Source organism: Streptomyces sp. NPDC090741, assembly GCF_044769045.1.
GTDB lineage: Bacteria > Actinomycetota > Actinomycetes > Streptomycetales > Streptomycetaceae > Streptomyces.
Map to the genome: position 1 here is coordinate 30,780 of NZ_JBIVXF010000018.1, position 14,402 is coordinate 45,181.

The 14,402-nt window shown below is 72.6% G+C and carries 10 protein-coding genes; 4 read left to right on the forward strand and 6 right to left on the reverse strand.

Translation table 11 applies throughout. The features are described from left to right. Positions 1–30: 30 nt before the first annotated feature. Complete coding sequence (locus ACIQU4_RS35135) at positions 31–831, reverse strand: crotonase/enoyl-CoA hydratase family protein (protein ID WP_403739625.1); 801 nt, start codon at positions 829–831, stop codon at positions 31–33. Positions 832–1,019: 188 nt separating this feature from the next. Between ACIQU4_RS35135 and ACIQU4_RS35140 the strand changes: the two genes are divergently transcribed. Beyond that, positions 1,020–2,657 carry an acyl-CoA synthetase gene (locus ACIQU4_RS35140; protein ID WP_403739628.1) on the forward strand — a complete coding sequence of 546 codons (1,638 nt, stop codon included), beginning with the start codon at positions 1,020–1,022 and terminating at the stop codon, positions 2,655–2,657. 106 nt (positions 2,658–2,763) lie between these two features. Here ACIQU4_RS35140 and ACIQU4_RS35145 read toward each other — a convergent pair whose 3' ends face one another. Next, positions 2,764–3,627, reverse strand: coding sequence for an alpha/beta fold hydrolase (locus tag ACIQU4_RS35145; RefSeq protein WP_403739631.1), 864 nt, complete (start codon positions 3,625–3,627; stop codon positions 2,764–2,766). 130 nt (positions 3,628–3,757) lie between these two features. Between ACIQU4_RS35145 and paaK the strand changes: the two genes are divergently transcribed. Together paaK and ACIQU4_RS35155 are read left to right on the forward strand one after the other, a co-directional pair. Next, positions 3,758–5,059 carry a phenylacetate--CoA ligase PaaK gene (gene paaK, locus ACIQU4_RS35150; protein ID WP_403739634.1) on the forward strand — a complete coding sequence of 434 codons (1,302 nt, stop codon included), beginning with the start codon at positions 3,758–3,760 and terminating at the stop codon, positions 5,057–5,059. A gap of 130 nt (positions 5,060–5,189) precedes the next feature. Then, a complete protein-coding gene (locus ACIQU4_RS35155; protein WP_403739638.1) occupies positions 5,190–6,011 on the forward strand; it encodes a YhjD/YihY/BrkB family envelope integrity protein in 822 nt (273 codons plus the stop codon). A 57-nt stretch (positions 6,012–6,068) separates the two neighbouring features. Here ACIQU4_RS35155 and ACIQU4_RS35160 read toward each other — a convergent pair whose 3' ends face one another. Next, positions 6,069–7,601, reverse strand: a complete 1,533-nt coding sequence (locus tag ACIQU4_RS35160) for a fatty acyl-CoA synthetase (RefSeq protein WP_403739641.1) — start codon at positions 7,599–7,601, stop codon at positions 6,069–6,071. 164 nt (positions 7,602–7,765) lie between these two features. Here ACIQU4_RS35160 and ACIQU4_RS35165 point away from each other — a divergent pair, with 164 nt between their 5' ends. After that, positions 7,766–10,234 (forward strand): penicillin acylase family protein, encoded by a 2,469-nt coding sequence (locus ACIQU4_RS35165; RefSeq protein ID WP_403739644.1) that lies wholly within the window; start codon positions 7,766–7,768, stop codon positions 10,232–10,234. 75 nt (positions 10,235–10,309) lie between these two features. Here the strand turns inward: ACIQU4_RS35165 and ACIQU4_RS35170 are convergent, their stop codons facing one another. The 3 genes from ACIQU4_RS35170 to ACIQU4_RS35180 all read right to left on the reverse strand — a co-directional run bounded on the left by ACIQU4_RS35170 (position 10,310) and on the right by ACIQU4_RS35180 (position 14,295). After that, the gene (locus ACIQU4_RS35170) at positions 10,310–11,485 is read right to left on the reverse strand and encodes a calcium:proton antiporter (protein WP_403739647.1); all 1,176 of its coding nucleotides are present in this window, start codon (positions 11,483–11,485) and stop codon (positions 10,310–10,312) included. Between the two features lie 126 nt (positions 11,486–11,611). After that, the gene (locus ACIQU4_RS35175; protein WP_403739650.1) at positions 11,612–13,174 is read right to left on the reverse strand and encodes an acyl-CoA synthetase; all 1,563 of its coding nucleotides are present in this window, start codon (positions 13,172–13,174) and stop codon (positions 11,612–11,614) included. Between the two features lie 14 nt (positions 13,175–13,188). After that, positions 13,189–14,295 carry a nitronate monooxygenase gene (locus ACIQU4_RS35180; protein WP_403739652.1) on the reverse strand — a complete coding sequence of 369 codons (1,107 nt, stop codon included), beginning with the start codon at positions 14,293–14,295 and terminating at the stop codon, positions 13,189–13,191. Positions 14,296–14,402 lie beyond the last annotated feature (107 nt).

The window sequence follows — 14,402 nt, forward strand, 5'->3', positions numbered from 1 at the left end:
CGCGCTGGGCCACTTCCGGACGGCCGGCGGTTACTCCCGCCGGTACACGGCGGGCCGCTTCTCGGCGAAGGCCCGCGCCCCCTCCTTGGCGTCCGCGGTGTCGAAGACCGGCCAGCCCCGCAGCAGCTCCGAGGCCAGGCCCTCCGTCTCCGTCAGCTCGGCGGTCTCGTAGACCGAGGCCTTCACGGCCTCGACGGCCAGCGGCCCGCACGCGTTGATCTGCTCGGCGATCTCCAGGGCCTTGGCCAGTGCGGTCCCCTCGGGGACGACCTGCCCGACCAGTCCGATCCGGGCCGCCTCGTCCGCCGAGTACGGCCGGCCGGTCAGCAGCATCTCCAGGGCGTGCGTGCGCGGGATCTGCCGGGGCAGTCGTACCGTCGAGCCGCCGATCGGGAACAGACCCCGCTTGACCTCGAAGAGTCCGAAGGTGGCGCCCGCGCCCGCGACCCGGATGTCCGTGCCCTGCAGGATCTCGGTCCCGCCGGCCACGCAGTACCCCTCCACCGCCGCGATCACCGGCTTGCGCGGGCGGTGGTGGCGGAGCATCGCCTTCCAGTGCAGGTCGGGGTCGGCCCTGAGCCGGTCCCGGTACTGGTCGCCCGCCATCCCCTTCCCGGCAAGTGCCTTGAGGTCCATCCCGGCGCAGAAGTCCCCGCCCGCGCCCGTCAGGACCACCGAGCGGATCGTGTCGTCGGCGTCCGCCTCCAGCCAGCCGTCGTACAGCCCCACCAGCAGCGGCAGCGAAAGCGCGTTCTTCGCCTCCGGCCGGTTCATGGTGAGCACCAGCGTGGCGCCGTGGCGCTCCACGGTCAGGTGTTCCGTCCCACCCATTGCCGTCCTCCCGTCTCAAGACCTAGAACAGGTTGCAGGAGGGCCGGGTGCAGTTCAATAGTTTTCTGACACACAGTCAGTTTTCTTGGCCGCGCCCTTCCCACTTGGGCTGAGCGGCGCTCTAATGACCGCCGCGGGGCAACAGCCACGGCCCCGGCAACGGGAAACCTCGGGGGTGAGGAGGAACGGTGGAGTACAACCTTGCCGACCTGTTCGAGTCGGTCGTCGACGTGGTTCCGGACCGCGAGGCCCTGGTGTACGTGGACCACCCCGGCACCGGCGCCGAGCGCCGCCTCACGTACGCGGAGCTGGACACCGCGGCGAACCGCATCGCGCACCACCTGCTGGACAGCGGCTTGACGGCCGGCGAGCACCTGGGACTGCACCTCTACAACGGCATCGAGTACCTACAGACCGTCCTGGCCTGTCTCAAGGCCCGCCTCGTACCGGTGAACGTCAACTACCGCTACGTGGAGGAGGAGCTGGTCTACCTCTACAACGACGCGGACCTCGCCGCGCTCGTCTTCGAGGGCGAGTTCACCGAGCGCGTGGCCGCCGCCCTCCCGCAGACGACGAAGCTGCGCCACCTGATCCGCGTCGGGGCCGCCCCCGAGGGCGCCCCGGAGCCCTCGATCGCGCCGGTCGCGTACGCGGACGCGGAGGCGGCCGGCTCGCCCGCGCGCGGCTTCGCGCCCCGCTCCCCCGACGACCTGTTCATCATCTACACGGGCGGCACCACCGGCATGCCCAAGGGCGTCATGTGGCGGGCGGAGGACCTGTTCTTCGCGGGGCTCTTCGGCGGCGAACCCTCGGGCGAGCCGGTGAAGCGGCCCGAGGAACTCGCCGAACGGGTCGCGTCGAAGGGCGCCGGGCTCACCTTCTTCCCCGCGCCCCCGCTGATGCACGGCACCTCGACGCTGACCTCGTTCATCGCCTTCAACTACGGCCAGCGGGTGGTCATCCACCGCAAGTACGCGCCGGCGGAAGTGCTCCGTACGATCGAGAAGGAGAAGGTGTCGAGCGTCTCGCTGGTGGGCGACGCGATGCTCCGGCCGCTCATCGACGCCCTGACGGGGCCGCTCAAGGGGACCGACCTGTCCTCGCTGTTCAGCGTCTCCTCGTCCGGGGCGATCATGTCGGAGACGGTACGGGCCGAGTTCCAGCGGCTGGTGCCGAACGTGATGCTGCTGAACAACTTCGGTTCCTCGGAGTCCGGGTCGAACGGCCGGGCGGCCGACGACTCCGGCCCCGAGAAGGGCTTCCGGCTCGTGGTCAACGACCGTACGCAGGTGGTGGACCCGGTGACGCACGAGCCGGTGCCGGTGGGCGTACCGGGGCGGCTCGCGCAGCGCGGCCACGTCCCGCTCGGCTACTACAACGACGCGGCGAAGACCGCCGAGACCTTCTTCCAGAAGGGATCCGAGCGGTGGGTGCTGCTCGGTGACATGGCGACGGTCGACGAGGAGGGCATCGTCACGGTCCTCGGGCGCGGCTCACAGTGCATCAACACGGGCGGCGAGAAGGTCTATCCGGAGGAGGTCGAGCAGGCGCTGAAGTCCCATCCCGACGTGTACGACGCCCTGGTCGCCGGGGTGCCGGACGCGAAGTGGGGCAGTCACGTGGCCGCGGTGGTGCAGCTGCGGACGGGCGCGCCCGAGCCGAGCCTGGACGACATACAGCGGCACTGCCGGACCAGGCTGGCGGGGTACAAGATCCCGCGCCAGCTGGTCGTGACGCCGGCCGTCCAGCGCTCGCCGAGCGGCAAGGCGGACTACCGGTGGGCGAAGTCGGTGGCGACGGAGGCGGACGCGGACGCGGCGCGCTGACCCGCGCGGTTGCGGCAGGCGGTGGGCGGGACCCTCTCGGGTCCCGCCCACCGCCGTGCGGTCCCGGGCGGCCGCCGCGGCCGGAGGCCGGGTGCGCTCGCGCCGCTCAGGCTCCGGTGGCCAGGAAGCCCTCCACGCGGGCCGCGAACCACTTCGGGTCGTCCAGCCACGGGAAGTGCGCGCCGCCCGGCTGCACGTCGGCAACGCCCTGCGGGAAGAGCCCCGCCAATTCGGCGGCGAGGGCGGCCGTCGGGTTGTTGTCCAGCTCCCCGGCCAGCACCAGCACCTCGCCCGCCACGCGCCGCAGGGCGGCCCGGGTGGCGGGCGGGTCGAAGGCGCCGGGCCCCGCGTAGGCGGCGGCCGCCACCGCGTTCTTCTCGCGGTCGCTCGCCTCGACGTGGGCGCGCGCCTCCGCGTCCCAGCGCCCGTACGCGAGGGGCATCACCCGGCGCCAGTCCGCCGGGGTGGGGGCGCCGCCGGCCGCCAGGATCCCGAGGATCTGCTCGTACGCAGCGATGGCCGTGTCGTACGGCTCGCCGCCCGCCCGCTTGCGGACCACCTCCAGGCGCTGCTCCGGGGTCGAGTCGAGGCCCACGGCCCAGCAGGTCGGGGTGATCAGGGCCAGGCGGCGCAGCCGGTCGGGGTGCGCGGCCGCGTACAGCTGGGCGAGGCTGCCGCCGGCCGAGTGCGCCAGTACGTCCATGCGCTCCAGGCCGAGGTGGATCCGGAGGGCCTCGACGTCGGCGACCTGGTGGTCGACCCGGTACGTGGACTCGTCGGCCGGGACCGCCGAGCCGCCCGTACCCCGCAGGTCGAGGAGGACCAGCCGGCGTCCGGCGGCCAGCCCGCCGAGGTCGCCCATGTAGGTGGAGGCCCGCATGGCGCCGCCGGGGAGGCAGACGAGCGGCTCGCCCTCGCCCCGGACGTGGTAGGCGAGTTCGGTTCCGTCGCAGGTGGTGAAGATCGACATGGGCCCATCCCATCATGCGATCACTCGTTCGAGTCATTGATTTCGCCGCGGGGCTGGGGCAATCTACCGAATGATCGGTCGGTTAACTCGAATCAAGGCTCCGGTTCACGGTTCAAGATGAGGTGACGGCATGACGGCGCATGCGGATGTCCACGACGACGGAGAGCGGCTGAGCGGCGACGAGCTGGCCGCGCTCCAGCTGCGGCGGCTGCGTGCGACCTTGAACCACGCCTACGAGCGGGTGCCGCACTACCGGCAGGCCTTCGACAAGGCCGGTGTGCACCCCGACGACTGCCGTTCCCTCTCCGATCTCGCCCTCTTCCCCTTCACCACCAAGACCGACCTGCGCGACCAGTACCCGTTCGGCATGTTCGCCGTGCCGCGCTCCGAGGTGCGCCGCATCCACGCCTCCAGCGGCACCACCGGCCGCCCCACCGTCGTCGGGTACACCGACAAGGACCTCTCCACCTGGGCGGACGTGGTGGCGCGGTCCATCCGGGCGGCGGGCGGCAGACCGGGCCAGCTGGTGCACATCGCGTACGGATACGGTCTGTTCACCGGCGGCCTCGGCGCGCACTACGGCGCGGAGCGGCTCGGCTGTACGGTCGTCCCCGCGTCCGGCGGGATGACCGACCGGCAGGTCCGGCTGATCCAGGACTTCCGGCCCGAGGTCATCATGGTGACGCCCTCGTACATGCTCACGCTGCTGGACGAGATGGAGCGCCAGGGCATCGACCCGCGCGGCACCTCGCTCCGCACGGGGATATTCGGCGCCGAGCCGTGGACCGAGGAGATGCGCCGCGAGATCGAGCAGCGGCTCGACATCGACGCGGTGGACATCTACGGCCTGTCCGAGGTGATGGGCCCGGGCGTGGCCCAGGAATGCGTCGAGACCAAGGACGGCCTGCACATCTGGGAGGACCACTTCTATCCGGAGGTCGTGGACCCGTTCACCGGAGAGGTGCTGCCGGAGGGCGCGTCCGGGGAGCTGGTGTTCACCTCGCTCACCAAGGAGGCCATGCCGATCATCCGCTACCGGACCCGGGACCTGACCCGGCTGCTGCCCGGTACGGCCCGGCCGGCCTTCCGGCGGATGGAGAAGGTGACCGGCCGCAGCGACGACATGATCATCCTGCGCGGGGTCAACCTCTACCCGACGCAGATCGAGGAGATCCTGCTCCGTACCCCCGGTCTGGCCCCGCATTTCCAGCTGCGGCTGACCCGGGAGGGCCGGATGGACGCCCTGACCGTACGGGTGGAGGCGCGCCGGGAGGCGGATTCCGCTCAGCGGCAGTCCGCGGCCGCCTCCGTGGTCCGCGCGGTCAAGGACGGCATCGGGGTCTCGGTGGCCGTCGAGGTGGTCGACCCGGAGACCCTGGAACGCTCGGTGGGCAAGATCAAGCGCCTGATGGACCTCCGCGAGCCGCGGTAGCCGACCGGGAGGTGCGAGGCGCCGGGGCGGGATCCGGCGCGGCCTCGGCCGGGTCCCGGAACCACCCCTTCGGGCCCACTTGCGGGGAGCCTCCGAGAGTCGGCGGGTCCGTCCGGGTAGTCCATGAGGCGTGACCTCGATCCTCCGCCAGCTCCACGACCGGCTCCAGGCCTCCCCGGCCGGGCTGGCGTGGAGCCGGGGGCGGGAGATGGAGCTCATGCACCGGGCCATGGGCTTCGCCGCCCTCGGCTTCCTGACCCTGGTGCCGCTGCTGGTGGTCGTCGCGGCCGCCGCCCCCGGCAGCGGCTCCGGCTTCGGCCGCTGGCTCGGCCAGGCCCTCGGGGTCACCGAGTCCTCGCGGGCCCGGGTCGAGATGCTGTTCGCCGCCGCGGACCTGGCGCTGGAGCGGACCACCGCGTTCGGGCTCGCGGCCCTCGCCGTCTTCGGCCTGACCTTCGGCTCGGCCGTGCAGACCGGGTACGAGAAGGTCTGGGACCTGCCCACCGCCCGCTGGCACACCATGTGGCGGCACGTCGTGTGGCTGGCCCTGCTGGTCTGCTACCTCGGGCTGCTCGTCGAGATCCCCGCACCCTCGAACGACGCCGTCGGCACGATCCTCGGCACCTCCGGCGACCTGCTCGGCACCATGCTCTTCTTCTGGGGCTCCCAGCGGCTGCTGCTCGGCGGCCGGGTCCGCTGGCGGGCCCTGCTGCCGGGGGCGGTGGCGACCAGCCTGGGCCTGCTCGGCCTGCGGGTCTTCTCCCAGCTGGTGTTCTCCCCGCTGATCGCCTCCAACGCCGTCACGTACGGCCCCTTCGGCACGCTGCTGGTCGTCCAGTCCTGGCTGGTCGGCGTCGGTTTCGTGGTCTACGGCGGCGCCCTGGTCGGACGCCTGACCCACGAGCACCTCACCCTGCGCCGCCTCCGGGGCACCGGCCTGCTGTCCGAGTGACGCCCCGGCCGGGACTACCGGGCCACCGGCCCTGCCGGCCCTGCCGGCCCGGCCGGCCTACCGGCCCTCCTGGCCCTCTTGCTCCTCCTGACCGAAGCGGTCGCGGAGTTCGCGCTTGAGGATCTTGCCGCTCGCGTTGCGCGGGAGGGCGTCCACGAACACCACCCGCTTCGGGGCCTTGAAATGGGCCAGCTTCTCCCGCGCGTACGCCAGCAGCTCCGCCTCCGTCACCTCCCCGCGCGGCACCACGACCGCCGTGACCGCCTCGATCCACCGTTCGTCGGGCAGGCCCACCACCGCCGCCTCGGCCACCCCCGGGTGGGTATAGAGCGCGTCCTCGACCTGTCGCGAGGCCACCAGCACACCGCCCGAGTTGATGACGTCCTTCACCCGGTCGACGACCGTGAAGTACCCCTCCGCGTCCCGTACCGCGAGGTCCCCGGAGCGGAACCAGCCGTCCCGGAACGCCTTCTTCGTCGCCTCCGGGTCGTTCCAGTACCCGAGGCAGAGCTGCGGCGAGCGGTACACCACCTCACCCGCCGTCCCGTCCGGCACGTCCGCGCCGTCCTCGTCGACGACCTTCGCCTCGACGTGGCGGACCGGCCGCCCGCAGGACTCCATCCGACCCTCGTGTTCGTCCGGACCCAGGACGGTGGCCAGCGGGCCGATCTCGCTCTGCCCGAAACAGTTGTAGAAGCCGAGCCCGGGCAGCCGAGCCCGCAGCCGCTCCAGCACGGGTACCGGCATGATCGAGGCCCCGTAGTACGCCTTGCGCAGCGCGCCCAGATCGCGGCGCCCGAAGTCCGGGTGGCCCGCCAGCCCGATCCACACCGTGGGCGGCGCGAAGAGACTGTCCGCCCGCCCCTCCTCCACCAGGGCGAAGACCTCCTCGGCGACCGGCGCGTCCAGGATCGTGTTCTGCGCGCCCACCGCCAGGTAGGGCAGCAGGAAGACGTGCATCTGCGCCGAGTGGTAGAGCGGCAGCGAGTGCACCGGCCGGTCCGCCCCGGCCAGGTCCAGCGCCTCGATCGCGCTCTCGTACTCGTGGACCAGCGCCTTGTGCGTCATCATCGCGCCCTTGGGCAGCGCGGTGGTCCCCGAGGTGTAGAGCAGCTGCACCACGGCGTACGGGTCGCGGTCCGGTACGAACGGCAGCGGATCGGCGAGCTCCGCCAGGAACGAGCCGGGCGCGTCGCGCAGCGGCCGTACGGCATGGCCCTCGGGGATCCGTCCGGCCAGGTCCGGATCGGCGAGGACCAGCGCGCTCGTGCAGTCGTCCAGGATGTACGCGAGGTCCTCGCCGGTCAGGTTCTGGTTGACCGGGACGTGCGTGAGTCCGGCGCGGGCGCAGGCCAGGAAGGCGAGCAGGTAGGCGTCGGAGTTGTGGGCGAACGTCGCGACCCGGTCGCCGTCGGCCAGCCCGTACCGCTCCCGCAGGACGGCGGCGCCGGTGGAGACGGCGGCGTCGAGCTCCGCGTACGTCCACGTCCGTTCGCGGTAGCGGACGGCCTGCCGGTCGGGGACCCGCAGCGCGCTGTCGCGCACCAGCCCGTCGACCGTGTTCTGCCGCACCGCCCGCGCTGCCGTCATGGCGTGATCCTCGTCTCCGCGCACACCCAAGGTCAATAACCCGGACAGCCGGGATACCAAACGGGATGTTGACAGATCATCAGGTCGCCTGCATGAGTGTGGGGGCACACAAGCACCGCCTGTACCGCGGGCAACCCAGCCCATCCGCAGGCTACTTGGGAGGCATGTTGCGCTTCTTCGATGGATACGGTCGCACCCGCCCGCTGCTCCGGCGCGCCGCGCTCATCGGCGCCGCTCTGCTCGCCGCCGTCGCGGCGGCCCCGCAGGCCTCGGCCGCGACCGCCGGGGCGGCCGGCACCGACCGCGCGCCCTCCGGCGGCGGCCTGTCGGCCGTCATCCGGTACACCGAGAACGGCATCCCGCACGTCCTGGCCCAGGACTACGCGCACCTCGGCTTCGGCACCGGCTGGGCCCAGGCCGCCGACCAGGCCTGTGTGCTCGCCGACGGGTTCGTGACCGTGGCCGGCGAGCGCTCGCGCTGGTTCGGCGCCGATGCGGCGACCGACGGCTCGCTGTCCTCCGCGAGCAAGAACCTCACCAGCGACCTGTACTTCAAGGGGGTCCGCGAGTCCGGGACCGTCGAGAAGCTCCTCGCCACGCCCGCCCCGGCCGGTCCCACCCGGGACCTCAAGGAGCTGATGCGCGGCTGGGCCGCCGGGTACAACGCCTGGCTGGCCCAGAACAAGATCACCGACCCGGCCTGCAAGGGCGCCGCCTGGGTGCGCCCGGTCACCGGCCTCGACGTGGCCGCCCGCGCCTTCGCCGTCTCGGTGATCGGTGGCCAGGGGCGCGCCGTCGACGACATCGCGGCGGCGCAGCCGCCGGGCCGGGCGGCCTCCCTCACAGCCGGCCCGACCACCGGCCCGACCACCGACCCCGCGGCCGCCGAGGCCTCCCGGGCCTTCTTCGACACCGGCCGCTACGACATGGGCTCCAACGCGGTGGCCTTCAGCGGCTCCACCACCTCGAACGGCCGCGGCCTGCTGCTCGGGAACCCGCACTACCCCTGGCAGGGCGGCCGCCGGTTCTGGCAGTCGCAGCAGACCATACCCGGCGAGCTGAACGTCTCCGGCGGCTCCCTGCTGGGCACGCCCGTCGTGAACATCGGCTTCAACGAGAAGGTGGCCTGGAGCCACACCGTGGCCACCGGCACCCCCGTCAACCTGCACCAGCTCACCCTGGACCCGGCCGACCCGACCGCCTACCTGGTCGACGGCAAACCGGAGAAGATGACGCAGCGCCAGGTGACCGTGCAGGTGGCGGGCGGCGCTCCGGTCAGCCGCACCCAGTGGTGGACCCGCTACGGGCCGGTGATCACCGGTCTCGGCCCGGGCCTGCCACTGCCCTGGACGGCCGGCACGGCGTACGCGCTGAACGACCCGAACGCGGCCAACCTGCGCGGCTCCGACACCGCCCTCGCCATCGGCAAGGCCCGCTCCGTCGCCGGGATCCAGGACGCGCTCAAGCGCACACAGGGCCTGCCGTGGGTCAACACGATCGCCGCGGACTCCGCCGGCGGCACGCTGTTCACCCAGTCCCAGGTGCTCCCCCGGATCACCGACGAGCTCGCCGCCCGCTGCTCCACCCCGCTCGGTCGGGCCACGTACCCGGCGTCCGGGCTCGCGGTCCTCGACGGTGCGCGCGGCGACTGCGCGCTCGGCTCGGACCCGGACGCCGTGCAGCCGGGGGTGTTCGGCCCGGGAAAGGCGCCGACTCTGCGCGACGCCCCGTACGCCGAGAACTCCAACGACAGCGCCTGGCTGGCCAATGCCGAGACGCCGGTGACCGGCTACGAGCGGATCTGGGGCAGCCTCGGCACCCCGCGTTCGCTGCGGACCCGGGGCGCGGTGGAGGACGTCTCCGCGATGGCCGCCAAGGGCGGGCTGACCGTGGCGGACCTGCAGAAGCAGCAGTTCGCGAACCGGGTGCCGGCCGGCGACCTGGCCGCGGCCGACGCGGCGAAGGCCTGCGCCGCCCTGCCCGGCGGCGCGGCCACCGCGAGCGACGGCCGGTCGGTGGACGTCGCCGCGGCCTGTACGGTGCTGGCGGGCTGGGACCACCGGGCCGACACCGGCAGCCGCGGCGCGCTGCTCTTCGACCGGTTCTGGCGCAAGCTGACCGCGAGCACGCCGGCCAAGGACCTGTGGCTGGTGCCGTTCTCGGCGGCCGACCCCGTACGCACGCCCCGTACGCTCAACCGGGCGGCGCCCGGGATCGGACGGGCGCTCGCGGACGCGGTCGTGGAGCTGGGGGCGGCCGGCATCGCGCTGGACGCGCCGCTCGGCGAGCACCAGTTCGTGGTGCGCGGCGGGCAGAAGCTGCCGGTGCCGGGCGGCACCGAGGCACTGGGCGTGTGGAACAAGATCGAGGCGCCGTGGAACGCGGCGGCCGGCGGCTACCCGGAGGTCGTGCACGGCTCCAGCCACATCCAGGCGGTCGGCTGGGACGGCGGCCGGTGCCCGGTGGCGCGCACGCTGCTGACGTACGGTCAGTCGTCGAACCCGGACTCGCCGTACTACGCCGACCAGACCCGGCTGTTCTCCCAGGAGCGGTGGGTGACCTCGCGGTTCTGCGAGCGGGACATCCTCACCTCGCCGCGGCTGAAGGTGGTCCGGCCGCGCGAGCGCCACTGACCTGCACCACTGACCTGCGCCACTGACCTGCGCCGTTGCCCGGCGGGGCCGGATCGTTCCGGCCCCGCCGCGGGCTCAGGGGCTGACGGCGAGGAACAGGTACGCGGCCAGCAGTACGAGGTGCACGCCGCCCTGGAGCAGCGTGGCCCGGCCGGGCGCGATGGTGAGGGCGCTGACCACGACGGTCAGGGCGAGCAGCACCATGTGGATCGGCCCGAGGCCCAGCAGTAGCGGGCCGGACAGCCAGATGGTGGCGAGGGCGATGGCGGGGATGGTCAGTCCGATGCTCGCGATGGCGGAGCCGTAGGCCAGGTTGAGGCTGGTCTGGACGCGGTCGCGGCGGGCGGCGCGGACGGCGGCGAGGGTCTCGGGGGCCAGGACGAGCAGGGCGATGATCACACCGACGACGGCGTTGGGCAGGCCCGCGCTGGCGACGCCCGCCTCGATGGTGGGCGAGACCGCCTTGGCGTCGCCGACCACGGCGATGAGCGCGACCAGCAGCAGGCCGAGGCTGACCAGGGCGGCGCGGGAGGTGGGCGGCGCGGCGTGGGCACCGTCACCTTCACCTTCGCCGCCCCCGCCGCCGTCCCCCTCGCCGCCGCCGGAGGCCGCGGCCCCGGCCCCGGCCGCTCCACCCGTACCGGCCTCGGTGGCCACGGGCAGGAAGTAGTCCCGGTGGCGGACCGTCTGGACGGCGATGAACAGCCCGTACAGGGCGAGCGAGGCGACGGCGGCGAAGGCCAGCTGGGCGGTGGAGAACTCCGGCCCCGGCTTGCTGGTGGTGAACGTCGGCAGGACCAGGCTGAGGACGGCCAGGGTCGCCACGGTGGCCAGGGCCGCCCCCGACCCCTCGGGGTTGAAGACGGCGACCCGGTTGCGCAGGGCGCCGACGAGCAGGGACAGGCCGACGATTCCGTTGCAGGTGATCATGACGGCGGCGAAGACGGTGTCCCGGGCGAGTGAGGCGGTCTTGTCGCCGCCGTCGGCCATCAGGGTGACGATGAGGGCCACTTCGATGACGGTGACGGCGACGGCCAGGACGAGCGAGCCGAACGGCTCGCCCACGCGCAGTGCGACGACCTCGGCATGGTGCACGGCCGCCAGCACGGCGCCTCCGAGGCAGAGGGCGACCAGGGCCACGGCGTATCCGGGCAGATCGCGTCCCCAGCTGAAGACGAGCGCGAGGAGCGCCACCACGGGGACCACGACGGTCCAGTCGGTCAGGGGGAATCTGCGGGGTGCCGTACTCATATCAGCCAACTTGCCAGAAGTGTCCCCCGAGTGCGGCGCAAGGGACGCTTCCAGGGCTCTGACGTGGCACTTCTCACGACATGTCGGGCGTGGCGGACCGGGTCCCGGCCCGTCACGCCCGGGCGCTCACATCGCGCGCTCGCGGCCCTCCCAGTACGGATCGCGCAGCCGCCGCTTGTACAGCTTGCCGTTCGGGTCGCGGGGCATCGTCTCGATGAAGTCGACCGACTTCGGCCGTTTGAAGCCGGCGAGCTGCCGCTCGCAATGGTGCAGGATCTCCGCGGCGAGGGCGTCCCCGGCAACGAAGCCCTCGGCCGGTTCGACGACCGCCTTGACCTCCTCGCCCCAGTCGGCGTGCGGAATCCCGAAGGCGGCGGCGTCCGCGACCGCCGGGTGGGCGAGCAGGGCCGACTCGATCTCCGCCGGGTAGATGTTCACCCCGCCCGAGATGATCATGTCGATCTTGCGGTCGCGCAGGAAGAGGTACCCGTCCTCGTCGATCAGCCCGAGGTCGCCCACCGTGAAGAAGTCGCCGATGCGGTTCTTCTTCGTCTTGCCCTCGTCCTTGTGGTAGCTGAAACCGCCGGTGTTCATCTTCAGGTACACGGTGCCGAGTTCGCCGGGCGGCAGCCGGTGGCCGTCGTCGTCGAAGACGGCGAGCTCGCTGATCGGCCAGGCCTTGCCGACCGTTCCCGGCTTCTTCAGCCAGTCCTCGGCGGTGGCGAACGCACCGCCGCCCTCGCTGGCCGCGTAGTACTCCTCCACGCAGGTGCCCCACCAGTCGATCATCGCCCGCTTGACGTGGTCCGGGCAGGGCGCGGCCCCGTGGATCGCGTGCCGCATCGAGGAGACGTCGTACGCGTCCTTCGTCTCCTGCGGGAGCGCGAGGAGCCGGTGGAACTGGGTCGGGACCATGTGGGTGTGCGTGCAGGCGTGGTCGTCGATGAGCCGCAGCATCTCCTGCGGGGTCCAGCGGTCCATCAGCACCAGCGGGTGCCCGATGTGCAGGGCGGCGCCCGCGAATTGGAGGACGGCGGTGTGGTACAGCGGGGAGCAGACCAGGTGGACGTTGTCGTCGAACGGCCGGATGCCGAAGATGGCGAGGAAGCCTCCGAGGTACGTCTCCTCCGGGAGCTTGCCGGGCAGCGGGCGGCGGATGCCGCGCGGACGCCCGGTGGTGCCGGAGGTGTAGTTCATGACCCAGCCGAGGGTGCGCCCCTCGGGCGGTGTCGCGGGCCGTCCGCCGAGGAGCCGGGCGTACGGGTGGAAGCCCGCGACCGCTCCGACGGCGTAGCGGTGGCTCGTGGGAAGGCCCGCCTCGTCGGCCGCGGCGGTGGCGGCTTCGGCGAAGCGCTCGTGGGCGATGAGGACCTTGGCGCCGGAGTCGGAGACGATCCAGGCGATCTCGGGGCCGACGAGGTGGTGGTTGACCGGGACCAGGTAGAAGCCGGCCTGGGAGGCGGCGAGGTAGGCGGTGAGGAACTCGACGCCGTTGGGGAGGACGACGGCGAAGACGTCGCCCTTCTCCATTCCGGCGGCGCGCAGTCCGTGGACGAGGCGGTTGACGTCGGCGTGCAGCCGGCCGGCGCTCCACTCCTCGCCCTCGGGGGTGATCAGTACGGTGCGCTCGGGGTCCGCGGCCGCCTGGGCCCAGAAGCCGTTCGGAGGCTGGTCGTTCGTGCCACTCATGCTGATCACACCTCTCAGGCCCGGCCGGCGATGCGGTTGATGCGGTCGATGGCGCGCTCGAAGCCGCCGGTGAGGTCGTCGAAGACGGCCTGGACGCTGCGTTCGGAGTTCATCCGGCCGACGATCTGGCCGACGGGGGTGCCGAGCAGCGGCCGGACCTCGTACTTCTGGATGCGGGAGACGGCCTCGGCGACGAGCAGGCCCTGGAGCGGCATCGGGAGCGCGCCGGGACCGGCCGGGTCGTCCCAGGCGTCGGTCCACTCGGTACGGAGCTGGCGGGCGGGCTTGCCGGTGAGGGCGCGGGAGCGGACGGTGTCGCCGGAGCCGGCGGCCAGCAGCTTCTCGGTGAGGGCGCGGGAGTGCAGGTCGGCCTCGGTGGTGGTGAGCCAGAGGGAGCCGAGCCAGGCGCCCTGGGCGCCGAGGGCCAGGCCGGCGGCGATCTGCTCGCCGCTGCCGATGCCGCCTGCGGCGAGGACGGGGAGCGGGGCGACGGCCTCGGCGATCTCGGGAACCAGGACCATCGTGGCGATGTCGCCGGTGTGGCCGCCGGCCTCGTAGCCCTGGGCGACGACGATGTCGATGCCGGCTTCGGCGTGGCGGCGGGCGTGCTTGGCGCTGCCGGCGAGGGCGGCGACGAGGACCCCGTGGTCGTGGGCGCGCGCGATGACGTCGGCGGGCGGGGAACCGAGGGCGTTCGCCAGGAGTTTGATGGGGTAGTCGAAGGCGACGTCGAGCTGGCGCCGGGCGACCTGTTCCATCCAGCCGGTGATCCGCCAGCCGGAGGCCTCGCCCTCGGCGAGCTCGGGCACGTGGTGCTTGGCGAGGGTGTCGCGGACGAAGGCGCGGTGGGCGGCCGGGATCATCGCCTCGATGTCGGCTTCGCTGATGCCGTCGACGGCTTTCTTGGCCGGCATGACGACGTCGAGGCCGTACGGCTTGCCGTCGGTGTGCTCCTGCATCCAGTCGAGGTCGCGTTTGAGGTCGTCGGGGGCGGTGTAGCGGACGGCGCCGAGGACGCCGAAGCCGCCGGCGCGGGTGATGGCCGCGGCGACCGCCGGAAAGGGCGTGAAGCCGAAGATGGCGTGCTCGACTCCCAGTTTCTTGCTCAGCTCCGTCTCCATGGGCGGCAGCATGCCGCAGCCCGGCGGCCGAGGGAAGAGGTTTCTGATGACTCGTCAGATTCTTTACGGGCCGGTCGGTGCGGGGCACGCGGCGCCTGCGGGCAGAT

What these genes read in the sequence shown, in the direction of transcription:
- ACIQU4_RS35165 (WP_403739644.1), top strand. Translation starts at nt 7,766, where the DNA reads ATGTTGCGCTTCTTCGATGGATACGGTCGCACCCGCCCGCTGCTCCGG.
- ACIQU4_RS35180 (WP_403739652.1), bottom strand. Translation starts at nt 14,295, where the DNA reads ATGGAGACGGAGCTGAGCAAGAAACTGGGAGTCGAGCACGCCATCTTC.
- ACIQU4_RS35175 (WP_403739650.1), bottom strand. Translation starts at nt 13,174, where the DNA reads ATGAGTGGCACGAACGACCAGCCTCCGAACGGCTTCTGGGCCCAGGCG.
- ACIQU4_RS35170 (WP_403739647.1), bottom strand. Translation starts at nt 11,485, where the DNA reads ATGAGTACGGCACCCCGCAGATTCCCCCTGACCGACTGGACCGTCGTG.
- paaK (WP_403739634.1), top strand. Translation starts at nt 3,758, where the DNA reads ATGACGGCGCATGCGGATGTCCACGACGACGGAGAGCGGCTGAGCGGC.
- ACIQU4_RS35145 (WP_403739631.1), bottom strand. Translation starts at nt 3,627, where the DNA reads ATGTCGATCTTCACCACCTGCGACGGAACCGAACTCGCCTACCACGTC.
- ACIQU4_RS35135 (WP_403739625.1), bottom strand. Translation starts at nt 831, where the DNA reads ATGGGTGGGACGGAACACCTGACCGTGGAGCGCCACGGCGCCACGCTG.
- ACIQU4_RS35160 (WP_403739641.1), bottom strand. Translation starts at nt 7,601, where the DNA reads ATGACGGCAGCGCGGGCGGTGCGGCAGAACACGGTCGACGGGCTGGTG.